The following is a 23032-nucleotide window of genomic DNA, read 5'->3' as shown; positions in this document are numbered from 1 at the left end:
GCCATGGTACAGCAAGAATCAAGATTAGGAGTAGCCGATAACAGTGGTGCTAAAGAAGTGCTGGTTATCCGCGTCCTGGGCGGTACAGGCAAGCGGTATGCATCGGTCGGTGACAAGATTGTCGTGACGGTGAAGCAAGCGCTGTCGTCCAGCAACATGAAAAAGGGCACGGTATCAAAAGCCGTTGTCGTTCGTACCAAAAAAGAAGTACGTCGTAAAGATGGTTCTTACATCCGGTTCGAAGACAACGCAGCTGTACTGCTGAACAATAACGATGAGCCACGTGGTACCCGGATTTTCGGACCTGTTGCTCGTGAGTTGCGTGAGAAACAGTTCATGAAGATTGTATCGTTAGCCCCGGAAGTATTGTAAGCTATGGAAAAGAAAATAACACTGCCAAAGCACAAATTCCACATCAAGACTGGCGATACGGTTCTTGTAATCGGTGGGAACTCAAAAGGCCAGCGTGGGGTAGTGAAAGAGGTGATCGTTGAAAAAGATCGGGCTCGCGTTGAAGGTGTCGCAATGATCACCAAACACGTGAAACCAACCGCTTCAAACCCACAGGGTAGCCTGGTAAAAACGGAAGGATCAGTTCATATCAGTAATTTGAAACTGGTTGATCCTGCCACGGGTGAAGCAACCCGGACGGGCCGTAAGTTGAATGACAAAGGTAAGTTGCAGCGCTTCTCGAAGAAGACCGGCAACTTTATCCCGGATGTTCGTAAGTAACACTAGAACAGGTCTAAGAAAATGGCAACGCCAAGACTGAAAGATAAATATTTGAGTGAGGTCGTACCTCAGTTGAAAGACAAGTTTCAGTATAAGTCGGTAATGCAAGTACCGCGTCTGAGCAAAATCGTCATCAACAAAGGGATCGGTGCCGCTGTCGCAGATAAGAAACTGGTTGACGTAGGCGTCGAAGAATTAACGACGATCACAGGACAGAAAGCCGTTCCGACGATGTCGAAGAAAGCGGTATCGAACTTCAAACTGCGGGAGAAAATGCCGATCGGTGCGAAGGTTACGCTACGTGGCGTAAAAATGTATGAATTCCTTGACCGCCTGACCGCGGTGTCGCTCCCACGGGTTCGTGATTTCAAAGGGATTAGCGACAAAGGTTTTGACGGTCGTGGTAACTATACGTTCGGTATTCAGGAACAAATCATTTTCCCGGAAATCAGTATCGATAAAGTAGCGCGTATCTCTGGTATGGATATTACGTTCGTAACAACGGCTAATACCGATAATGAGAGCTACGAACTGTTGAAAGCAATGGGAATGCCGTTCGCAAACACCGGCAAGAAATAACCAACCGACATGGCAAAAGAATCAATAAAAGCACGTGAGCGGAAACGCGAAGCCCTGGTGGCTAAATACGCTGCAAAGCGGGCTGCCTTGAAAGCCGCTGGTGATTATATCGGACTTGACAAGCTTCCTAAAAATGCTTCGCCTGTTCGGTTGCATAACCGGTGCAAACTGACCGGCCGTCCACGGGGATACATGCGTAAATTTGGTATTTCTCGGGTAACGTTCCGTGAAATGGCATCAGCAGGGAAAATTCCAGGCGTAACCAAGTCGAGCTGGTAATTCCAGCATCACTTCTATTTGTAATTCAGTTTCCGTAATTTTGCGAACTTTCTCAAAAACAAGGGTTTGCAAGTAACGCAACGCTAAGAATGAATACAGATCCAATAGCAGACTATCTGACACGTGTCAGAAACGCCATCCGCGCAAAACACCGGATTGTGGAGATCCCTGCTTCAAATATAAAAAAGGAGATTACCAAAGTATTGTACGATAAAGGCTTCATTCAGAACTACAAGTTCGATGATAGTACCCCACAGGGCAGCATCAAAATCGCTCTGAAGTACAATCCAACAACGAAGCAATCTGCTATCGTTGATCTACAACGCATCAGCCGTCCAGGTCTGCGTCAATACCGTGGAGCCGATAACCTGCCGCGTATTTTCAACGGACTAGGTGTTGCCATCATCTCTACCTCGAAAGGTGTGATGACTGACAAAGAAGCCAAAGTGCTTAACGTAGGTGGTGAGGTTTTGTGTTACGTGTATTAATCTGAACGAACGATGTCACGCATAGGTAAGAAATTAATTGCCCTGCCCACGAACGTTACGTTATCTGTTGATGACCGTAACATTGTGACGGTTAAGGGACCAAAAGGTACGCTGACTCAGGCGGTTGATCCGGATATTTCGGTCGCCGTTGAAGATGGTCAGATCCAGGTAACGCGTCCAACGGAGCAAAAGCGCCACAAAGCCCTGCACGGTCTGTATCGCGCTCTGGTAAACAACATGGTTACAGGTGTAAGCGAAGGATTTAAACTTGATCTGGAAGTGATCGGGGTTGGTTACAAAGCATCGGTTACCAATAACGTATTAGAACTGCAACTGGGTTATTCGCACAACGTTTACGTAGCAGTACCTCAGGAGGTAAAAGTTACGGCTGTAACGGAAAAAGGACAGAACCCAAAAGTTTATCTGGAAGGTTCGGATAAGCAACTACTTGGCGATGTTGCGGCTAAAATCCGTTCGTTGCGCAAAGTTGAGCCATATAAAGGCAAAGGTATCCGCTTCATCGGTGAACAAGTTCGCCGGAAAGCTGGTAAGTCTTCGTCTAAAAAATAAGGTCACCAGGTCATTGATTGTCGGTATCTGGCTACAACAGATGTACTTGGCAATTAATGGCTACAGTGAACCAACAATGATCATTTAACGAGCCAATTTGGTCGGAATCAAATAACATGGCAACGAATAAACAAGAGAGAAGACAACGGATTAAGTTTGGCATCCGGGCTAAGGTTTCCGGGACGGCTGAACGCCCACGGCTTTCCGTTTTCCGTTCAAATAAAGCGATCTACGCGCAATTGATCGACGATATCGCTGGCCGTACCGTCGCGTCGGCCTCGTCGATTGAATTGAAAAGCGAAGTAGAAGGAAACACTGCTGATACTGCGAAAAAAGTAGGACAGCGGTTAGCCGAAAAGGCGGTTGCACAAAACATCAGTAGTGCTGTGTTTGACCGCAACGGCTATCTGTATCATGGTAAAGTAAAAGCATTGGCCGATGCAGCCCGTGAGGCTGGCCTCAAGTTCTAAGCAAGCAATGGTAACGAACGCAGCAAGACCGACAAAGTATAACGAAGCGGACCTCAAGGAAAAGGTAGTTGCTATCAACCGGGTCGCTAAGGTGGTAAAAGGTGGTCGCCGGTTTAGTTTTTCGGCGATTGTCGTCGTCGGTGATGGTAATGGTGTTGTTGGATACGGACTGGGTAAAGCCAATGAAGTAACTGACGCTATTGCTAAAGGAGTTGAAGATGCTAAGAAAAACCTGGTGCAGATTCCTCTTCTGAAGCATACTGTTCCTCACGAGATGGAAGGTAAATTCAGCGGTGGCTTCGTCCTGCTGAAACCAGCAGCTCCTGGTACGGGACTGATTGCTGGTGGTGCTATGCGTGCTGTGCTGGAATCAGCTGGCGTGCGTGACATCCTGGCAAAATCGAAGGGTTCTTCTAACCCTCACAACGTAGTAAAGGCAACGCTTGATGCCCTGCTGAAGATGCGTTTGCCTCACCAGGTAGCGTTCCAGCGGCAGGTAAGTCTGGCTAAAGTGTTCAACGGTTAAACGACACCACTTATGGCACGGGTACGTATTACACAGGTCAAAAGCACGATTGACCGTCCGCAAACGCAGAAAAACGCTATCAAGTCACTGGGCTTGGGCAAAATCAACCGGAGTATTGAACTGGAATACAATGATGCACTACGTGGTGCCATCAACAAAGTTCAACACTTAGTGAAGGTTGAAGAAATTTAAGTATCTTTGCGATTCTTTTGGTTTTCTATAGTCTGGGTTTTCATAATAAAGCCCTGTAGAAAGCCAGAAGAATCATCTTTTATATCTATACAATAATGAATTTAAGCAACCTTAGACCGGCAAAAGGTTCCGTCAGAGAGCGCAAGCGAGTCGGACGCGGGCAGGGATCAGGCATGGGCGGTACGTCTACGCGTGGTCACAAAGGGGCGCAGTCGCGTTCCGGGTACAGTCGTAAAGTTCACTTTGAAGGTGGTCAGATGCCCCTTCAACGTCGTGTACCGAAATTTGGTTTTAAGAATATTAACCGGGTTGAATATAAGCCGTTGAACCTGGATTCGATTCAGGCATTGGTGGATGCAACAAGCGTAACCGTAGTTAACCTTGAGTTTCTGCGTGAACATGGTCTTGTTAGCAAAAAAGACCTCGTTAAAGTGCTGAGCCGTGGTGAGCTGACGACCGCTGTTGAAGTGCATGCGCATGCCTTCTCAGTTAGTGCGAAGGAAGCCATCGAAAAAGCAGGTGGTAAGGCAATCTTACCTTCTCAAGAAACGAAAGAAGAAGCAGCGAACTAAGTCGTGAGCACGGCGTAAGCCGTTATATTCCATGAACCGACTCATCACCACGTTTAAGAATATTTTTGCAATTGACGAGTTGCGGACCCGTATCCTCAACACGTTGTTGTTTATCACGGCGTTTCGTCTTGGTTCGGCTATCGTGCTGCCAGGTGTGGACCCGAGCAGATTGAATCTGAATCCTCAAGGATTACTTGGTCTGTTAGACACCTTTCTTGGTGGTGCATTTAGTAAGGCGTCAATTTTTGCGCTGGGCATCATGCCTTATATATCGGCATCGATTGCTATTCAGTTGCTAACACTGGCATTGCCTTACTTTCAAAAGATGCAGAAGGAAGGGGAGTCGGGTCGTAAACGGCTGAACCAAATTACCCGGATCCTGACGATTGGGGTAACGGCTGTTCAGGCTATTACGTATGTAAGTACGACGATTCCACCCGAAGCTCTGTTAATCGACCGGGCGCTGTTCAGAATTGCATCTGTGTTTATTCTTACGGCAGGTACTATTTTTTGTATGTGGCTGGGTGAGCGTATCACAGACAAAGGAATTGGAAACGGTATTTCAATGATCATCATGATTGGGATTGTGTCACGGCTGCCAGGTGCCATCTATGGCGAAGGGTTGTCACGGGGTACATCGCAACTATTGATTTTCGTTCTTGAGTTAGTAGCCCTTTACTTCGTCGTCATGGGCGCTGTAGTACTGACGCAGGCGGTACGCCGGATTCCAATTCAATATGCTAAGCAGGTTATCGGTAATAAAGTAGTAGGGGGCAACGTCAGTATTTACCGCTGAAGTTGAACGCTGCTGGTGTAATGCCGATCATTTTCGCTCAGGCGCTGATGTTCATTCCAACGTATGTGGCAGGTCTGTTTGCTGAAAAGAGCGATTTCGCGGCCAGTGTGCAGAATGCATTCCAGAGCTATACGACCTGGCAATACAATCTGCTGTTTGCGTTTTTAATTATCGTCTTCACGTTCTTCTATACGGCTATTTCGGTTAACCCTAACCAGATAGCAGACGATATGAAACGCAGCGGTGGATTTATTCCCGGAGTAAAGCCTGGTATCCAGACGTCAGAATACATTGGTACTGTTCTGGACCGGATTACATTACCAGGTGCTGTGATGCTTGCTGTCGTAGCTATCCTACCTGCTATTGCAAATCTATTCGGTATGACAAGCGGGTTTGCACAGTTCTTCGGTGGTACATCGCTTCTGATTATGGTCGGTGTAGTATTGGATACTCTGCAACAGGTAGAAAGTTATCTCCTCATGCGCCGGTACGAAGGGCTGATGAAGTCAGGTCGTATTCAAGGTCGCACGAGTGAAACTGTAGCAGCCTAATTACATGGCCGGTTCTGACAAAAAGGAAAAAACGATTTTTATCCGGAGCGATGAAGAAATCGATCTGATAAAAATAAGTGCTCAGGTTCTCGGAAAAGCACATGCCGAAGTGGCTAAGCTTATTCGGCCGGGTGTGAAAACCAAGGAACTGGATCGGGTAGCAGAAACGTTTATCAAAGATAACGGGGGTATCCCGTCGTTCTTAGGTTACAATAAATTTCCTGCTTCTTTGTGTATATCAGTGAATGAGGTCGTTGTTCATGGTTTCCCCAGCGGATACGAATTAAAAGACGGCGACATCATCTCCATCGATTGTGGGGTAAAGCTGAATGGTTATCACAGCGACAGTGCATACACATATCCTGTAGGTGAGGTAAATCAGTCAGTTCGCAAATTGCTGGCTCGGACGAAAGAATCACTATACGTTGGTCTTGAGAAAGCAGTTGACGGGAATCGGGTGGGTGACATTGGTTACGCAATCCAAACGTATACGGAAAAGTTTGGGTATTCGGTAGTGCGGGAATTGGTAGGACACGGCGTCGGCCAGGACCTGCACGAAGCACCCGAAGTGCCGAACTACGGTAAACGGGGACAAGGACCAAAACTACGTGAAGGTATGATTCTGGCCATTGAGCCGATGATTAACTTCGGTAAGAAAGGGGTTGTTCAGGAGCGTGATGGATGGACAATCCGTACGGTAGACCGGAAACCTTCTGCCCATTTTGAGCACACAGTAGCAGTACGAAAAGGGAAGCCTGAGATTCTGACTACTTTCGAATACATTGAAGCCGTCACGGCAAATACCAGCCTGATGGTTGACACACAGGAACTGACGGCGGCTTAACGTAAACATGGCAAAGCAGAATTCTATCGAACAGGATGGCATCATCCTGGAAGCGTTATCAAATGCAATGTTCCGGGTCGAACTGGCCAACAAGCATGAAGTAATCGCTCACATATCAGGTAAAATGCGGATGAACTACATCAAGATTTTACCTGGTGACCGAGTTAAGTTAGAGATGTCGCCCTACGATTTAAGTAAGGCGAGAATCGTGTACCGGTATAAATAAGCGCGTAACTCCTGACCAAACGGTTAGGAGACCGTACTTCAAGGGTCATAAATTGTAAATCACATGAAAGTCAAAGCGTCTATTAAGAAGCGCAGCGAAGACTGCAAGGTGATCCGTCGGAAAGGGAAGCTGTACGTGATCAACAAAAAGAATCCCCGTTATAAACAAAGACAAGGTTAAGCATGGCGCGTATTGCAGGTGTTGATATTCCAGATAAGAAGCGTGGTGAAATTGCGCTGACTTACATCTACGGCATTGGCCGCAGCCGGGCAAAGAAAATTTTGACCGACGCCGGTATCAGTGTTGACAAGAAGGCCAGCGAATGGTCTGATGATGAAGCGAGCGCAGTACGTAACGCTATCTCGAATGAGTACAAGGTAGAAGGTCAGCTACGTTCTGAAGTTCAGCTGAGCATCAAACGTCTGATGGACATCGGTTGCTACCGGGGTCTTCGTCACCGGAAAGGGCTGCCTGTTCGTGGTCAGCATACGAAAAACAACTCACGTACCCGGAAAGGGAAACGGAAAACTGTTGCTAACAAGAAGAAAGTAACGAAATAATTAATCGGTCGCTCATCGTCATACGGCGCATTTGTGGTCATCTGGTTACTGGATGGCAAGTAATGAAGGCTGGTGACACATTGACGATTACCTAACAACAATGGCTCAAGCAAAACGCAAAGACAAAGCGAAAAAGCGGGTAGTAGTTGTTGAATCCGTAGGTCAGGTTCACATCCGGGCTACGTTCAACAATATCATTATCTCGATCACCAACATGAACGGGCAGGTTATTTCCTGGGCATCGGCGGGTAAAATGGGCTTCCGTGGCTCAAAGAAAAATACGCCATATGCTGCTCAGACAGCCGCTTCTAACTGTGCTGCCGTTGCCCACGATCTGGGAATGCGCAAAGCAGAAGTTTTCGTGAAAGGTCCAGGATCAGGTCGTGAATCGGCTATCCGTACTATTCAGAACTCAGGTATCGAAGTAACAACGATCCGTGATATTACCCCGCTGCCGCACAATGGGTGCCGGCCGCCAAAACGTCGTCGTGTATAATATACGGATGGCATGAATAAGGGCAGGCGACATTCAGTTGTGTCTGTCCGATGTTTCACAATTATTCATTCATTAAAGAATGGCACGTTACACAGGGCCAAAAGCCAAAATTTCGCGCAAGTTCGGTGAACCAATCTTAGGCACCAGCAAAGCGCTTCAGAAAAAGAATTATGGACCGGGTATGCACGGTCGCGGTCGTAAACGGAAGCAGTCCGAATACGCCGTCCAGTTGATGGAAAAACAAAAAGTAAAATACACCTACGGTATTCTGGAGCGTCAGTTCCGGGCCCTGTTCCACCGCGCTCAGGTTCGTGAAGGTATCACTGGTGAAAACCTGCTGAAACTTTGCGAAGCTCGTCTGGACAACACGGTTTACCGGTTGGGTATCGCTTCATCACGTCGGGCAGCCCGTCAGCTGGTTGCTCACAAGCATATTATTGTTGACGGTGAAGTCGTTAACATCCCTTCTTATTCGTTGAAACCTGGTCAGTTGATCGGCGTTCGTGAAAAATCGAAATCGCTGGAAGCTATTGCCGGAAGCCTGTCAGCCCGTAGCACTAAACGCTACAACTGGGTTGAGTGGGACGGACAGCAAATGACGGGTAAGTTCATCAGCTATCCCGAGCGGGATCAGATTCCTGAGAACTTCAACGAACAGGCTATCGTCGAATTGTATTCGAAGTAATTCAGCTGGCAGAACTCTTCATGGGTTCTGCCGCCTTTAGTATAAATAGCGTTCGATCAGTACATTTGCCGCCAACTAGTCACAAAGGCGTTGTCGGCGTATAGAGTCGAAGCTTGTTTCAGTCTTCACTCCCAGGCAGAGAACTGCTGTAAACAATACGAAACGTATGTCAATTTTAGCGTTCCAAATGCCCGACAAAGTCGTAGTGGAGAAAGCCGACGACTTTCACGGGGTGTTTGAGTTTAAACCTCTTGAAAAAGGATACGGTGTAACCATCGGCAATGCGCTACGGCGTATTCTGCTGTCATCACTGGAAGGCTACGCCATCACCAGCGTAAAATTCCCGGGTGTGTTGCACGAGTTCTCCTCGATCGAGGGCGTTGTTGAAGACGTGACCGAAATTATCCTGAACCTGAAAATGGTTCGGTTCAAAAAGATTTCGGACATGGTTGACAACAAAATTACGGTCAACATTAAAAAACAATCGGTTCTTAAGGCCGGTGATATATCGAAGTTCTCGCCTTCGTTTGAAGTGCTGAATCCCGATCTGGAGATTTGCCACATCGATGACACGCGTGATCTCGAAATGGAAATTTTTGTCGAAAAGGGCCGTGGTTACGTTCCTGCCGACGAGCCTCGGGTAAACGAATTGCCATTTGGACATATTCCAATCGATGCCATTTATACGCCAATCAAAAACGTTAAGTTCAGCGTTGAAAACACGCGGGTTGAACAGAAAACGGACTATGAGCGGTTGTTGCTAGACATCGAAACTGATGGTTCGATTCACCCAGAGGAAGCGCTTAAAGGAGCGGCCTACATCCTGATTCAGCACTTCATGCTGTTCTCGGATCAGACGATGACGTTTGAGACGACGAAACCAGAAGAAGAAAATGTGGTTGACGAAGAAGTACTGCACATGCGCAAACTTCTGAAAACATCGCTGGCGGATCTGGATCTATCCGTTCGGGCGTACAACTGCCTCAAGTCGGCCGACGTACGTACGCTGGGTGACCTGGTTCGTCTGGAGATTTCTGATATGATGAAGTTCCGTAACTTCGGTAAGAAATCGCTGACTGAGCTGGAGCAACTGGTTGCTGAGAAAAACCTGACGTTCGGTATGGACGTCGCTAAGTACAGACTAGACGAAGATTAAAACACAAAGGAGAAAGGAGTAAGGAAAAATGGAGAAAGGGTACTACCTTACTCCTTTCTCCCTCCTCCCTTCCTCCCTTCACCAGACAATGAGACACGGTAAAAAAGATAATCACCTAAGCCGGACGCACTCGCACCGCGAAGCGATGTTGCAGAACATGGCTTCGTCGCTCATCCTGCATAAGCGTATTGAGACGACGGTAGCGAAAGCGAAAGAGCTTCGCAAATTTGTGGAGCCTATCCTGACGCGGGCGAAGGACGATACGTACCAGAACCGCCGGATTGCGTTCCAGTATCTGAACGATAAAGAAACGCTGAAAGAACTGTTCGGAGCGGTTGCTGATAAAATTGCAAGCCGTCCGGGTGGCTACACGCGGATCATCAAACTGGGTAACCGGTTAGGTGATAATGCGCAGACCTGCCTGATCGAACTGGTTGACTTTAACGAAGTACTGCTGGCAGCTGCCGCTGAGAAAGCTACGGCTACTACCAGAACTCGTCGTAGCCGTCGTGGTAGCTCGAAAGCTGCTGACGCACCAGAGGCAACTGTTGCTACGGCTCCAGTTGCTGCTGAAGCGACCGAAACTGAAGCTCCTGCTGAAACGACTGACGAAGCGCCAGTCGCTGAAGCAACGCCGGAAGCACCAGCTGACGAAACGCCTGCTGCTCCTGAAGCATCTGCTGACGACGAAACGCAGAAGAGCTAATGACCTTGTCATTATCCATACAAATTAGGGGTTAGCCGGTAACGGTTAGCCCTTTTTTTTAAACTTTCAGATAATCCCAATCACAGCATGAAACATACGAAGCAACCCGAAGCGCTATTGGTTTTACAGGACGGAACCGTTTACCGGGGCCTGGCACTTGGAAAGATTGGCACTGCTGGTGGCGAAATTTGCTTCAATACCGGAATGACGGGCTATCAGGAAATTTACACTGATCCCTCTTACTACGGGCAGATTGTTATCAATACGACCTCGCACATTGGCAACTACGGTGTCCTGAATAATGCCGAGCAGGAATCGAACGGCATCAAGATTCGGGGTATGGTGTGCAATTTCTTCTCAGATATTCACTCCCGTTACACGGCTGACGGCTCACTTCAGGATTATTTCGAACGCGCAGGGATCGTAGGTATTCACGGCATCGATACGCGGCAGTTGGTTCGTTATATCCGGTCGAAAGGCGTGATGAACTGCATTATTTCGTCTGAGATTCTGGATCCTGCCGCGCTGCTGGCTAAACTACAGGAAGTGCCTGATATGGCCGGGCTGGAACTTTCATCAATTGTGAGTACGCAGGAAGCGTATGAATCCGGCGATCCGGAAGCGGATCTGCGCGTGGCGGTACTGGATCTGGGCGTTAAGAAAAGCATCATCAGCAATTTCAACAATCGGGGTGTGTTCTGTAAAGTGTTTCCCGCCCGGACGCCCTACAGCGAACTGGCCGAGTGGAAACCCAATGGCTATTTCATTGCTAACGGTCCCGGCGACCCGGCTGCCATGCCTTACGCGGTCGAAACCGTAAAACAAGCACTTGATTCCGATAAACCTCTGTTCGGTATTTGCCTGGGGCATCAGATTCTATCGCTGGCTAGCGGCATTTCAACCTACAAAATGCACAACGGCCACCGTGGCTTGAATCACCCCGTTAAAAACCTGATTACAGGCCATTGCGAAGTAACGTCGCAAAACCACGGTTTCGCGGTCAGCGCCGATGAAGTGCAGGACCACGCCAATGTGGAGGTGACGCACGTCAACCTGAATGATAAAACGATTGAAGGAATCCGCCGGAAAGATAAGCCAGCTTTCTCGGTGCAATACCACCCGGAATCATCGCCGGGGCCGCACGATTCACATTACCTGTTCGATCAGTTTGTGGATATGATGAACGAATAAAAACAAAGCCTGGCGAAATCGTCAGGCTTTATTTTTTAGCTGATTTCGCCAGTATTCACGGCTCCAGACGCGTTGAAATGGCCAGTTATGCTGCCGGAGTGCCAAGGGCAGGTAAGCGTGAGCCTGCTTTGTTGTTTGTTCGTAATACGCACCGTCATCGGTGATAATGAGTGATTTGTATTGATCACCCTTCTTCTCCGCTAAATCCGCGAAGGGAAGCTCAGGCTGCCAGTCCGGGTAGGAGTGGCTTAGCTTTGTTTTAAGCAACGAAGCCGCTGACAATGGTGTATCTTTTGCAATAGCGGGCTTAAAGTATCCCTGATCGACGGAAAAGGCGTAAGCGAGATACGCTTTCAGCAATTTAGGGCCGTCGTTAGCTGTCGTCTCAACCTGTAACTGCTCGGGCCAGAGACTGGTGATAACATAGATGCGTTCCCGTGCCCGTGTAACCGCTACGTTCAGGCGATTCCCGCCACCACTGACATTCAGACTGCCGAACTGCATGGATAGGCGACCTTTAGCATCGGGTGCGTAACCAACAGAAAAAATGATGATGTCCCGCTCGTCGCCCTGAACGTTCTCGATGTTTTTAACGAACAGCTGTGGGATGGCGAAAAGGGATGGGTTTTCTTCCAACAGATCCTGAATAAGCTGCTGCTGTGCGTAGTTGAACGTAACGACACCAACCGAAAACTCGGGCATTTCCTGATGAAGTTTTTTCAACAAATCAAGAACAGCAGCAGCCTCAACTGCATTCGTGTTGTGTTGCCAGATACCCATTACGTTCTGATAACGAATGGCAGGCTGATGCTGATTTACGTCCTTAAAATAGGGGAGGAGGTTAAGTTGATTCTTGTAAAAATATTGATTAGAAAACGTAATGAGATCCAGCGAGCGGCTTCGGTAGTGTTCGGTCAAGGAAATCTGCGGCAGTTGCTGGGCAGCCAGACCAAGCAGGGAGGGCACTTCCAAGGCGCTTGCCAATTCATCATCGGGCTCAGGTTCGTCCAGACGGGTCTGGTATAAATCACTCGGCTGAAGCTGCTGACTGTCGCCCGTAACAACCAATTGCCTGGCTCGGGCGATCGCGGGAATGCCGTTTTCAGCGAAGCATTGCGAGGCCTCGTCAAAAATAACCAGATCAAATAATTCAGCACGTAACGGAAAGATCGCCGAAATCGATTCGGGCGATGCGAGCCAGCAGGGAATCAGCTTGAACAGTTCATCGGCAAAGGCACTCAGCAATTTTCGGATGGGCCAGACATTGCGCTTTTTGGTTGTCTGATGCAGCAGATCGCGATACGTAACAATATTGTTCAGCCGGTTAAATGTTAGGTTCCGGTACGTCTGCTCGCGCAATCTCATCAATAAAATATCGCGGCTCAGCGCCTGTTTCCGCTGAATACTGTCTTGGAGAATTTGTTCAGACTGCGTAAGCCGAAGCGACGAAACACTACGCAGTTCGGGCTTTTGCTGCTCAATATGATCAATCCAGGCTAAGCGCAGTGAGTTCTGAAAAACAGCTGACCAATCAGCAGGAGAATATGAAGCAAGTCGGTAAATGATCTCCAGTTCTACGTTTGAAAACTGCGCATATAGCCGATCTGATTCAACCAGCAGGTCAAAATCCGTCGACAAGGTCTGACGTAGCACAGTAGCAGGCGTAACATCCTGCCAAAGCAACTCCCGTTGTGATTGTGTCAGATAGAGCTGATTCTGTTGTTGCTCTACCCGTCCGGCTAAGACCACTAAACGATTGACAACGTGATCGACCTGAGTAGAGATCTGCCAGATTGGCTCTGGAAGCTGATTTAGCGCTGGAATTGATGCTATAACTTGAATCAGCTCGATCGCCTGTCCAATAATACGTAAGCTCTCAGGGACGTCGGGCAGGCCTGTATTACTCAGTAAAGGAGCCACCCGTTGGCGAATCATTTCCAACTGCTCCCGTTTGTCAACTTTGATATGCAGCGTATGGAGATCCTCAGCAGACAACGTTAACTTGTTGGCTGTAGCCATCTGCTGGAGCCAGGCCTTCTGATCGTTGGTCATCAGCCACCAGTTCCACTGCAGCCAGGTGGCCCGTACGCGCTGCGCGTCTAACAGGACCTCGCGGAAGCGATTGAGATTCGGTAATGGAATATCTTCGGCCGGCCCCGGCGAACTAAGCGCCGATTCCCATTGAGTTGCTGCCTGCTCTAGCAAATCGCCGGTAGCAGCCAATGCTGGATGACCGGGTTGGCGACGAAGTTGTAGAACGACAGTCCAGACGGTCTGACTGGTTTTGTTGAGCGACGTACTAAACTGATGAATAACGGGTCGATGGTCCAGCCATTGCATCAACTCGGTCAGCGCAAGGGTACGGCCAACTAAGGTAGTCGTTGCCTCTTTAGCATCCTGTACGAGTTGTACCCAGTTTCTGAGCGCCTGGTCAAGTTTCGATTGGTCGGCAGCAGAAAATGCAGAAAAGGAAACCCGATCTTTCCAGGCATGGGCTGAGCCTACTTGCTGCTGGTAAGCTGCATAAGCCTGCAGACGGCGTACAAACGGTTCTATTTCTGTTAACCGAAACTGCTGATAATGATCACCCAGTGGAATAGACGGTGCTTGGGGATCGCTGGTTAGATAAAGCTCTTTAATAGAAATGCCGCATTCCGTTGTGTCGAAGAGAGCCTGTTTGAAAACCTGTAATATCTCCACTGCCTCATCAATTCGGCGGCTTTCAACGTCGAAATCACGTTCCAGCAATACGGTATTCAGGCTGTTGTTTTGTTGTCTGTACGTATCAAGTTGATTGATTTGCTCGGCGATCTGCGCATAAAGAGCCCGACGATCGTCCTGAAAATCGTGGATTAGCGCCATAAATGGAGCCATACCCACCTGCTGAAGTCGCTCCTGCACAACGTCGAGTGCGGCCCGTTTCTGGCAAACCAATAAAACCCGCTTACCCGTAGCGGCCGCATCAGCCATAAGATTGGCAATTAGCTGCGACTTTCCCGTGCCCGGTGGGCCCTGCACCACCAGCGACTGCCCCGATTTGACTGTACGTACTGCCATCTCCTGCGACGCGTCCATCGGCAAAGGCGTATGGATGAATCGCTCGGGGAGGGGGGGGGAGGGTGTGGGGTTAAGGGCGTGGGGCTGAAGGGTTAAGGGCGTGGGGGCTTGGGGTTGAGGGGCGTGGGGTAGAGGGCTTGGGGCGTAAATAGAGTTATACTCCTGCTCTATAGTTTGATCTTTATCTATTTCCCACTTCCCATCACCCTCAACCCCTTGACCTTGACTACTTGCCCAATCACCCAATCCCTCAACCCCTGGCCCTTTGCCCATTACATTCAACCCTATGCCCTCAACCCCTCGCCCTATACCCTCAGCCCCCCGCCCTTCACCCAGCAGTGCATCGTAATCGGGAACGAGAAAGGAGCCCGCCTGTGGGAAAATCCCCAGAACGGCTTCGGGATAAAGTTTTAGCTCGCCAATGCGTTCGAGTTGATCCAGCCCCTTTCGATTTTGCTGGTCGAAGATGGTCAGCTGATCGGCAAAGAGATTCTGGTTGAAATTGATGGCGAATGGACTCGTTTTCAGCCACTCGTATAACTGGGTACGAAACGCCAGTGGGTCGCGGTCAAACGATTCGAACGGGGGATTAGTAAACTCTTCTTTGAACTGAACCTGGTTGAACTGCCCATAAGCAAGGGCCAGTGTTGAATTGAACAATACAGATTCATCCCCTCGCCGGATAAGCTGCCACGTTTTGCCTGCCTGCTCGATCGCCACCGGGAAAAACAGCAATGGTGCGTGAATGACGGTACCATCCAGAAACTTCCCCCGCACGAACGGCCAGCCTACGTAGAGATCGTCGGTGCCGCGTTCGTCGCTGATGAACTGAGCTGTTCGCTGAATCTTGCGAATTTGCTGACTCAACTGATTGCTACGTTCCTGACGCGGGTCGAGAACATCGCAGAGCGGGATCGCCGGTTTCTGACGAATCAGATCGACGATCAGGCTAAACGATGATTTCCCTAGGACATGATCGGTTGCATGCAGATCCAGAAACTGACTGACGGGCAAATTCGTCAGCAACAGCGACCGGTTCCGGCTGCTGAGATTTGTTAGTCGTCGACGAAACGTCTTTAATACGCCTGACGGCAACGGCAGGGCCGACAATGCATTCATGCGTCAAACCAACGCGGGTGCGTGGCTGGTTAAACCGGGGTGCCGGTCTGGTTATCTTTTTTTTCCGGTATCAGCCAGGAGGCCAATACGCTTAAGCCCAAGATAGCGATAATAATATAGAGTGAGTAGACGGGCTTGAAGCCAATATCATGCAGCCAGTGTTCGGCCAGCATTTTAGCGCCAATAAACGTTAGTAAAACTGCTAGGCCAACTTTCAGGAAACGGAACTGATCCATAATGCTCGACAGGAAGAAGAACATTGACCGTAAGCCCATGATGGCAAATACGTTGGAGAAAAAGACGATGTACGGATCTTTCGTGATCGAAAAAATGGCTGGAATAGAGTCGACGGCGAAAACCAGATCGGTAAACGAAATAACAATCACAATGATGAACAGGGGCGTCACGAATAACTTGTGATTCACTTTGTCACGGACAAAGAAGTTATCCTCTACGTTACGCGGAAACACGTTCAGATATTTGCGGGCAAAACGCACAACAGGATGGCTGTTGGTGTCAATCTGTTCGTCTTCTTCCTTCTGGAAAAACAACTGGACACCCGTGTACACCAGGAATGCACCGAAGATATACATAATCCACTCAAACCGCTGAATGAGCGCCGAACCCAGGAAAATGAAGACAAATCGGAGAACGATAGCACCGAGAATTCCCCAGACCAGAATCTTTTTGTAGTACCGCTCTCGAACACCGAACGTATTGAAAATCAGAATAAATACAAAGATATTATCAGCCGATAACGAGTATTCGACCAGATAGCCGGTGATGTATTCAACCGACATATTGTTCTGAAACCGCTCCAAACTGGCCGCAAAATTGCCGGGAACGATAGCAACGTGTTCAGCGTACCGGCTTCTGATTTCCTCCAGCCGCGCCATGTCGGTGATGCCGTGGACGAGGTAGCCATAGTTTTTGAGGAAAAAGTAGAAGATGACGGAGAGAGCAACCCAGATGGCACTCCAGAAAGCGGCTTCTTTAAAATGAACGACATGGCTCTGACGCTTGGAAAACGCGCCCAGGTCCAGGGCCATGATGAACAAAACAAATGCTGCAAAGCACAGAAAAAATATCGTCTCGTTGGAAAGCATGATGAACGCTAAATGAATGTCCTAGGCTTAACGCACAGAAGAACAGACAAATCTACTAGCTAATGGCCGAATCAAGCGGCTTCTGTTTCTAAAATTATTGGCATACTGACCCTGACCCCTTAGTTTTGAACCATGTTTAACGGCAAGAAAGTAATTGTTGTCATGCCGGCTTACCGGGCCGCGCTTACCCTGGAACGCACCTACCGCGAAATTCCATTCGATTTAGTTGATGACGTAATTCTGGTAGATGACGCCAGTCCTGATAATACGGTTGAGGAAGCCCGCCGACTGGGTATAAACCATGTCATTCGGCACGATAAAAACAAAGGCTACGGCGGTAACCAGAAAACCTGTTACGCAAAAGCGCTGGAGTTAGGCGGAGACATTGTAATTATGCTCCACCCAGACTATCAATATACGCCTATGCTGTTGCCTGCCATGATTAGTATCATTGGTAACGGTTTGTATCCGGTTGTGTTTGCGTCCCGGATTCTGGGAAAAGGTGCTTTGAAAGGGGGGATGCCCATGTATAAATACATCGCCAATCGCTTCCTGACGTTCACACAGAACCTGCTGATGAACCAGAAACTGTCGGAATATCATACCGGTTATCGGGCGTTCTCAGGAGAGGTGTTACGTAGTCTGAATTTCACGCACAACTCTGACGATTTTATTTTCGACAACGAGATGATCGCGCAGATTTTCTACAAAGGATTCGAAATTGCCGAAGTGACCTGCCCAACCAAATACTTTGAAGAAGCCTCGTCGATCAATTTCCGCCGGAGTTCCATCTACGGCTTGGGTGTGTTACGTACTTCTATCCTGTATCTATTTACGAAACTAGGGCTGATGCGCTGGAATGTGCTGACGCAGTAAATGCTGGCTCCGGCATGATAGTTTCCAGAATCATTGACTCGAGCGTCAGGCCAGGACCGAATGCACAGCTCAATATATTGGGACGTTCCGGATCGATATCGGCTGTTCCCATAGCCAGATCCTGCCAGATGCCTTTTAAAACAAACAAGACCGTAGCCGACGACATATTGCCGTTCTGTCGCAGGACCTCGTAGGCGTAGCGGTTATCGTGGGTGCTAAGGCCGAGTTGCTGCTCAATTACTTCCAGGATTCGTCGACCGCCGGGGTGCAGGGCATAAAAGCCCAGCTTGTCCATGGCAAGTCCGGACTGGAACAGAAGCCGGCTCATCAACTGGCCAATGCCTTGCTGAATAAACGAGGGGACTTCGGAGGTCAGGGTCATTTCAAAGCCAAAATCACTGACGTGCCAGGCCATAGCGTGCTTCCCATCGGGCAGGAGATCGCAGTAAAACGACCGAAGCCGAAAGGACTGATCGGGACGAGGGCGGCTTTCGATCAGAACGGCCGCTGCCCCATCGGCAAACAGGGCATTGGACAGGATCTGATCAACGTCGGTTTTCTTTTGAAAATGGAGCGTACACAACTCCACGCAGACAAGTAGTACGTGCGCGTCAGGTTCAGCGCGGACGATGGCATCGGCTGCTTTCAGGCCATTGAAAGCCCCGTAGCACCCCATAAAATTAATTGCCAGACGCTGTGTTGTGTAAGATAAACCCAGCGCTTCGATTAGTTCAATATCAGGACCCGGTGCGTACAAGCCCGTACAACTTACTACAATCAGGTGCGTAATGGATTGCCGGTCAAAGTCGGGGTGCTGGTTCAGGCAATCTTCTACGGCCTTCACTGCGAGCGGAACGGCTTTCTGGCGATAAATGCCCATCCGCTGACTTACGGTTGGAAACGGTTCCAGACCGGGGGTGTTGGCGTAAAAGGTAAATTCCTCGGGAGTTCGGATATAGTCTTCCAGTACCGAATGCCGTTGGTCGATAGCGGTTTGCCGGTATAAAGCTTTAAGCCGACGGCTTTCGCGTTCATCCAGTTCCAGGGCGCTTGTCATAAACGCCACCGCCTGCTGCTGCGAAATAGTATAATCTGGTACAGCCGTACCTATTGAATTTATATAACTGCCAGGATGCTGTCTCATTACGTGGATACGTGGCCTGGCTATGTAGGACCAGATCGTTAATTAGCCGTTGGATACGTCATATAACTTGTACCTATGCCGAAAGTTATATTTTAGCCGTCGTAACTTTGATGTAATGACGCTTCGGACCATCTGGCTGCACCTGCGGGTGCCTTTCTCCTTTTTTCTGTTACCTATCTACTGGTTCGCGCTCAGTCAATCGCCCAGTGTCAACCCAGCATATGCTATTGCCGTACTGCTGATTGTTCATTTGCTGTTGTACCCGGCCAGCAACGCGTACAATAGTTATTTCGATAAAGATGAAGACAGTATTGGCGGGCTGGAGAAGCCTCCACCGGTAACTGTGGCATTATACTGGGTGTCGTGGGCGCTCGACGTGCTGGCTTTGCTATTAGGTATGTTCGTCAACTGGCCTTTTATCATCTACCTACTGGTTTATGGCTTCGTGACAAAAGCGTATAGCCATGATCGGATTCGTCTGAAAAAATACCCAATTCTAAGCTGGCTTTTGATCAGTATTCTGCAGGGAGGAGTTACGTATGTCATGACCTATGTATCGATCAGCGATCTGCCGCTGTCTTCGATAACAGAGCCACGCATATTGTTCGGCGGCTTACTGGGTACGCTGAATCTGCTGGCTCTTTATCCCGTAACGCAGGTTTATCAACACGAAGAGGATGCGCGCCGGGGCGATATGACTATTAGTCGGCTGATGGGAATACGAGGTACATTTCTTTCGGCTGCCATTGTTTATTTGCTGGCAGCCGCATCATTTTACGTGTATTTCGACGGGGGAAAGTTCTTCCTGCTGTATTTACTATGCTTGTCGCCCGCCATTTTATTTTTTCTACGCTGGTTCTGGCTCGTTTACCAGGACGTGAATCAGGCAACTTACAAGATGACGATGCGCATGATGTGGTTGGCGGGCGTGTGCCAAAACGTTTTTTTTCTGATTCTGGTATTTTTAACTCATTCGTAATCAGATTATAGAAGGCAAGCCAGTCAATTTGTGAGAATTTTTTGACAGCGGGACTTGACAAATATTGAAAATACGCCTAAGTTTGCATCACAATTCGACGAAACACAGCGAATTGGTAAATGCGAAAGTAGCTCAGCTGGTAGAGCGCGACCTTGCCAAGGTCGAGGTCGCGGGTTCGAACCCCGTCTTTCGCTCCACGAAAAGGCACCGACCAACGGTGCTTTTTTCGTAAACGCCGGGATGGTGGAATCGGTAGACACGCCGGACTTAGTTCTTTGATATTCTTGGTTTTATGCTGTACTTAGAACGTAAAGTCTCTATGTTATGGCGCGCTATTTATTCGATACCTCTTTTGAGCAAAGACTGATAGATGTTTGTCGCACTGCTGATAGTATGGCAAAAGCAGCTGTGATACTTGGTATGAACTACAAAACACTTTGTTTTCATGCTAAGCGATTAGGATGTTTCAAGCCAAATCAACCAGGCAAAGGACTTAGTAAAGAGCCATCTAAAATACCTATTGCTATTGCGAGAATATTTGATGGAACTCATACTACATATCAGACTCACAAGCTCAAAAAAAGATTATTGAAGGAAGGTTATAAACAAGCCCAGTGTGAACTTTGTGGCTTATCCGAATGGATGGGTAGGCAAATTCCATTGGAGTTGCATCACAGGAATGGAGTCAACATAGATAACTCTTTGGATAACTTAGAGTTACTATGTCCCAATTGTCATGCGCTGACAGATAACTATAGAGCCAAGAATATTAAGAAATTGAGTGCGCGGATGGAAACGTCCGCAGTAGAACCGCTTAAATTCGGGGAAACCTTATTGTGAAGGCAATTGGCAATCCCGAGCCAAGCCCACAACCGAAAGGTCGTGTGGAAGGTGTAGAGACTTAACAGGCGGCACCTACGTCTTAGTAATTGAGATACGGTGAAGAGAAAGTCCAGACCACAAATCTTTGCATTTGGCAAAGAGCAGCGAAAGCTGTAGTTGGTACGAAAATCCTGTGGGCCTCAAGCCCGTGCGGGTTCGACTCCCGCTCCTGGTACTGTAATTCGATAAGCCGCTGCAATTGCAGCGGCTTATTTTATTTTCGAGTATACTCCCCGGCGTTGCAAAAGGCTTAATTGAACCATAATCTTCTGGTAATAATCTAGTTACATACTTCGGCTTTCTTTGTGCAAACAAATGGAGGTATGAATCGGCGAGATGTAGTTAGGCGAATGGGAGCGGGGCTGGCTGCCTTTTCTGCTAACGACCAGACAGTACTGCAACGAACACCAACCAAACGACGCTTGTTGCGTGTAGCACACATAACGGATGTGCATATGCAGCCGTTGGTTGGTGCCGCTAAAGGATTCGAGAGATGCCTGCATCATATTCAGGGGTTGGCTGAAAGGCCAGACCTGATTATCAATGGCGGTGATGCCATTATGGAAGCCCACGGGCGGGGGCAGGACAGCGTCCGGCGGCAGTGGAAATTATATCAGGATATCCTGAAAAGCGAGAATGCGCTACCACTGCTGAATTGCATCGGTAACCACGACATCTGGTGTAAAAAGGAAACGCATGATGCGTTTATGGATGGTCGGCAGTGGGCGATGGATGAGCTTCAGATGAACCATCGCTACAACCACTTTATTCGAAATGGCTGGCATATTGTCTTGCTGGACAGCGTACAGCCTAAAGCGGACGGCAGCTGGTACACGGCTCATCTGGATGATAAGCAATTCCACTGGCTTGCGGACAAGCTGAAGGCCATCCCAACGGAACAGCCCGTGTTGATTGTTTCTCACATCCCTATTCTGGCTGCCTGCGTATTTTTCGATGGGTCCCGGTTTTCGGATGAAAACTGGACGGTTCCGTCCCGCTGGATGCACAGTGATACGGTGAAGCTAACCAATCTGTTTTCCAAATACCCGAACGTAAAAGCGGCTTTGAGCGGGCACATTCATTTGCTGGACCGGGTGGACTATAACAACGTTAGTTACTACTGCAATGGGGCAGTAAGCGGTGCCTGGTGGTTCAGCAACTATCATCATACATCAGCCGGTTATGCTCTCGTTGATTTATTTGACGATGGTTCTGTAACGAACACCTACGTAACGTATAGCAAGAAGAGCTAATCAGCAGCCTGTTTCCTGGCTACTGCCAGCTTGCGATAAGCCTCAGTAACCTGTAGTACGGAGGCTTTTTCAGTTTTAAGGCACTCTAGCTGTGATACTTGCGGATATACTCGCCGGGGGGCATACCCATGATTTCCTTGAATTGGCGATTAAAGTTGGATAGATTCGTATAGCCACAGGAAAATGCAATCTGACTGATCGACTGCTTCGATTCGCGCAGGTACCGGCAGGCATGTTCGACGCGAACCTCGTTCAGGAGCGTCGAAAAGGTTTTGCGGGTATGCTGACGGAAAAAGCGGCAGAACGCGCCGGGGGTCAGATTCGCGACATTCGCTACGTCCTCCAACGAAATCGGGGAGTGGTATTTCTCCAGAATATAGGAGAAAACGCGCTCCAGCCGCTGGTGATCTTCGGGGCGCTGCGGATGCTTAAACGCCGTTACTGATAAGACCTCCCGGTTGTCATTGGTCGAGAGGAAATCCAGAATAGACAATAACGTCAGCAACTGCTCGAAAGGACGCTGACCGGGCAACTGTTCGAACTTCTGAGCCAGTGGGTGATCTTCGTTGCAACGAAACCGGATGCCGTGTTGCGATTCCTGCAGAAGATGAAGCAGGTGCCGAGTTTCGGGCAGATTCAATACGTTGGGCTCCAATTGCTCGGTATGAAACAGAACCGAAATTGCAATGGAACGGTGCGTCGTATCGGGTAAAAAGTAGTCTGGATCACTACGTAGTACATGGGGCAGGTTTGATCCCAGCATCAGTACGTCGTTCGGACCAAACCGGTCGATCTTATCACCAACAATCAACGTTCCTTCGCCTTCCTTAATCAACGTCACCTGAATTTCCGGGTGAAAATGAAGGTGCCCATAGAAGTGCGGAAAGCTGTCCTGCTCAATCCGGAAGGAACGATCATCGACGGTTGGTACTTTAAAGAGCAGCGGTTTCATTGGTAGATTATTAGCAAAGTTAGTTGGTTGGTGATTCTATTTTAG

Annotated in this window: 27 protein-coding genes, 1 tRNA gene and 1 pseudogene; 25 read left to right on the top strand and 4 right to left on the bottom strand. The window is 48.7% G+C overall.

Annotated elements, in window-relative coordinates; all coding sequences use genetic code 11:
• Positions 1 to 3: 3 nt before the first annotated feature.
• From rplN to carA, 20 genes and pseudogenes are all read left to right on the top strand, one after another.
• Positions 4 to 372 carry a 50S ribosomal protein L14 gene (rplN, locus tag HU175_RS23900; protein WP_012930232.1) on the top strand — a complete coding sequence of 123 codons (369 nt, stop codon included), beginning with the start codon at positions 4 to 6 and terminating at the stop codon, positions 370 to 372.
• 3 nt (positions 373 to 375) lie between these two features.
• Positions 376 to 732: a 50S ribosomal protein L24 gene (gene rplX, locus HU175_RS23895; RefSeq protein WP_176568958.1), complete on the top strand. Its 357-nt coding sequence runs from the start codon at positions 376 to 378 to the stop codon at positions 730 to 732.
• 21 nt (positions 733 to 753) lie between these two features.
• The gene (gene rplE / locus HU175_RS23890; protein ID WP_176568957.1) at positions 754 to 1311 is read left to right on the top strand and encodes a 50S ribosomal protein L5; all 558 of its coding nucleotides are present in this window, start codon (positions 754 to 756) and stop codon (positions 1309 to 1311) included.
• 9 nt (positions 1312 to 1320) lie between these two features.
• Positions 1321 to 1590, top strand: coding sequence for a 30S ribosomal protein S14 (gene rpsN / locus HU175_RS23885; protein WP_163941461.1), 270 nt, complete (start codon positions 1321 to 1323; stop codon positions 1588 to 1590).
• Between the two features lie 89 nt (positions 1591 to 1679).
• Positions 1680 to 2078, top strand: coding sequence for a 30S ribosomal protein S8 (gene rpsH, locus HU175_RS23880; protein ID WP_176568956.1), 399 nt, complete (start codon positions 1680 to 1682; stop codon positions 2076 to 2078).
• Between the two features lie 12 nt (positions 2079 to 2090).
• Positions 2091 to 2648, top strand: a complete 558-nt coding sequence (gene rplF, locus HU175_RS23875) for a 50S ribosomal protein L6 (RefSeq protein ID WP_176568955.1) — start codon at positions 2091 to 2093, stop codon at positions 2646 to 2648.
• Between the two features lie 116 nt (positions 2649 to 2764).
• Positions 2765 to 3118 (top strand): 50S ribosomal protein L18, encoded by a 354-nt coding sequence (gene rplR, locus HU175_RS23870; RefSeq protein ID WP_176568954.1) that lies wholly within the window; start codon positions 2765 to 2767, stop codon positions 3116 to 3118.
• A gap of 7 nt (positions 3119 to 3125) precedes the next feature.
• On the top strand, positions 3126 to 3644 hold the full coding sequence (rpsE, locus tag HU175_RS23865) for a 30S ribosomal protein S5 (RefSeq protein WP_176568953.1): 519 nt from the start codon (positions 3126 to 3128) through the stop codon (positions 3642 to 3644).
• Between the two features lie 12 nt (positions 3645 to 3656).
• Positions 3657 to 3836 carry a 50S ribosomal protein L30 gene (gene rpmD / locus HU175_RS23860; RefSeq protein WP_176568952.1) on the top strand — a complete coding sequence of 60 codons (180 nt, stop codon included), beginning with the start codon at positions 3657 to 3659 and terminating at the stop codon, positions 3834 to 3836.
• A gap of 95 nt (positions 3837 to 3931) precedes the next feature.
• A complete protein-coding gene (gene rplO, locus HU175_RS23855; protein ID WP_176568951.1) occupies positions 3932 to 4408 on the top strand; it encodes a 50S ribosomal protein L15 in 477 nt (158 codons plus the stop codon).
• 31 nt (positions 4409 to 4439) lie between these two features.
• Positions 4440 to 5755: pseudogene (gene secY, locus HU175_RS23850) on the top strand (preprotein translocase subunit SecY).
• Between the two features lie 4 nt (positions 5756 to 5759).
• On the top strand, positions 5760 to 6599 hold the full coding sequence (map, locus tag HU175_RS23845) for a type I methionyl aminopeptidase (protein ID WP_176568950.1): 840 nt from the start codon (positions 5760 to 5762) through the stop codon (positions 6597 to 6599).
• 7 nt (positions 6600 to 6606) lie between these two features.
• Positions 6607 to 6825: a translation initiation factor IF-1 gene (gene infA / locus HU175_RS23840; RefSeq protein WP_018618718.1), complete on the top strand. Its 219-nt coding sequence runs from the start codon at positions 6607 to 6609 to the stop codon at positions 6823 to 6825.
• A gap of 63 nt (positions 6826 to 6888) precedes the next feature.
• The gene (ykgO, locus tag HU175_RS23835) at positions 6889 to 7005 is read left to right on the top strand and encodes a type B 50S ribosomal protein L36 (RefSeq protein ID WP_018618719.1); all 117 of its coding nucleotides are present in this window, start codon (positions 6889 to 6891) and stop codon (positions 7003 to 7005) included.
• Between the two features lie 2 nt (positions 7006 to 7007).
• A complete protein-coding gene (gene rpsM / locus HU175_RS23830) occupies positions 7008 to 7385 on the top strand; it encodes a 30S ribosomal protein S13 (protein WP_020603978.1) in 378 nt (125 codons plus the stop codon).
• A 100-nt stretch (positions 7386 to 7485) separates the two neighbouring features.
• Complete coding sequence (gene rpsK / locus HU175_RS23825; protein ID WP_176568949.1) at positions 7486 to 7881, top strand: 30S ribosomal protein S11; 396 nt, start codon at positions 7486 to 7488, stop codon at positions 7879 to 7881.
• Between the two features lie 79 nt (positions 7882 to 7960).
• Entirely contained in the window at positions 7961 to 8566 is a 606-nt protein-coding gene (gene rpsD, locus HU175_RS23820) for a 30S ribosomal protein S4 (RefSeq protein WP_176568948.1), read from the top strand.
• 166 nt (positions 8567 to 8732) lie between these two features.
• Positions 8733 to 9722: a DNA-directed RNA polymerase subunit alpha gene (locus tag HU175_RS23815; protein WP_176568947.1), complete on the top strand. Its 990-nt coding sequence runs from the start codon at positions 8733 to 8735 to the stop codon at positions 9720 to 9722.
• A gap of 88 nt (positions 9723 to 9810) precedes the next feature.
• Positions 9811 to 10428, top strand: a complete 618-nt coding sequence (gene rplQ, locus HU175_RS23810; RefSeq protein WP_176568946.1) for a 50S ribosomal protein L17 — start codon at positions 9811 to 9813, stop codon at positions 10426 to 10428.
• 87 nt (positions 10429 to 10515) lie between these two features.
• Positions 10516 to 11619: a glutamine-hydrolyzing carbamoyl-phosphate synthase small subunit gene (gene carA, locus HU175_RS23805; protein WP_176568945.1), complete on the top strand. Its 1104-nt coding sequence runs from the start codon at positions 10516 to 10518 to the stop codon at positions 11617 to 11619.
• A gap of 21 nt (positions 11620 to 11640) precedes the next feature.
• Here the strand turns inward: carA and HU175_RS23800 are convergent, their stop codons facing one another.
• Both HU175_RS23800 and HU175_RS23790 read right to left on the bottom strand, forming a co-directional pair.
• Positions 11641 to 15795 (bottom strand): AAA domain-containing protein, encoded by a 4155-nt coding sequence (locus HU175_RS23800; RefSeq protein ID WP_228724260.1) that lies wholly within the window; start codon positions 15793 to 15795, stop codon positions 11641 to 11643.
• Positions 15796 to 15824: 29 nt separating this feature from the next.
• Positions 15825 to 16901 (bottom strand): TerC/Alx family metal homeostasis membrane protein, encoded by a 1077-nt coding sequence (locus HU175_RS23790; RefSeq protein ID WP_176568944.1) that lies wholly within the window; start codon positions 16899 to 16901, stop codon positions 15825 to 15827.
• 132 nt (positions 16902 to 17033) lie between these two features.
• Here HU175_RS23790 and HU175_RS23785 point away from each other — a divergent pair, with 132 nt between their 5' ends.
• Positions 17034 to 17777 carry a glycosyltransferase family 2 protein gene (locus HU175_RS23785; protein WP_176568943.1) on the top strand — a complete coding sequence of 248 codons (744 nt, stop codon included), beginning with the start codon at positions 17034 to 17036 and terminating at the stop codon, positions 17775 to 17777.
• Here the strand turns inward: HU175_RS23785 and HU175_RS23780 are convergent.
• Positions 17734 to 18921 carry a type III polyketide synthase gene (locus tag HU175_RS23780; protein WP_176568942.1) on the bottom strand — a complete coding sequence of 396 codons (1188 nt, stop codon included), beginning with the start codon at positions 18919 to 18921 and terminating at the stop codon, positions 17734 to 17736. The two genes, HU175_RS23785 and HU175_RS23780, sit on opposite strands and share 44 nt — an antisense overlap.
• A gap of 115 nt (positions 18922 to 19036) precedes the next feature.
• Here HU175_RS23780 and HU175_RS23775 point away from each other — a divergent pair, with 115 nt between their 5' ends.
• The 4 genes from HU175_RS23775 (at position 19037) to HU175_RS23760 (ending at position 22035) form a co-directional block, all read left to right on the top strand.
• Entirely contained in the window at positions 19037 to 19900 is an 864-nt protein-coding gene (locus HU175_RS23775; RefSeq protein ID WP_176568941.1) for a UbiA family prenyltransferase, read from the top strand.
• Between the two features lie 121 nt (positions 19901 to 20021).
• Positions 20022 to 20097 (top strand) — tRNA-Gly (locus HU175_RS23770).
• Positions 20098 to 20224: 127 nt separating this feature from the next.
• The gene (locus tag HU175_RS23765; protein ID WP_176568940.1) at positions 20225 to 20740 is read left to right on the top strand and encodes an HNH endonuclease signature motif containing protein; all 516 of its coding nucleotides are present in this window, start codon (positions 20225 to 20227) and stop codon (positions 20738 to 20740) included.
• A 365-nt stretch (positions 20741 to 21105) separates the two neighbouring features.
• Positions 21106 to 22035 (top strand): metallophosphoesterase family protein, encoded by a 930-nt coding sequence (locus HU175_RS23760; protein WP_176568939.1) that lies wholly within the window; start codon positions 21106 to 21108, stop codon positions 22033 to 22035.
• A gap of 85 nt (positions 22036 to 22120) precedes the next feature.
• On the opposite strand, the gene HU175_RS23755 is transcribed toward HU175_RS23760, so the two are convergent.
• Positions 22121 to 22987, bottom strand: a complete 867-nt coding sequence (locus tag HU175_RS23755) for a helix-turn-helix transcriptional regulator (RefSeq protein WP_176568938.1) — start codon at positions 22985 to 22987, stop codon at positions 22121 to 22123.
• Between the last annotated feature and the right edge of the window lie 45 nt (positions 22988 to 23032).

Source organism: Spirosoma sp. KUDC1026, assembly GCF_013375035.1.
Classification (GTDB): domain Bacteria; phylum Bacteroidota; class Bacteroidia; order Cytophagales; family Spirosomataceae; genus Spirosoma.
The sequence above is the reverse complement of the archived record's forward strand: the minus strand, read 5'-3'. Positions and strand labels throughout refer to the sequence as shown.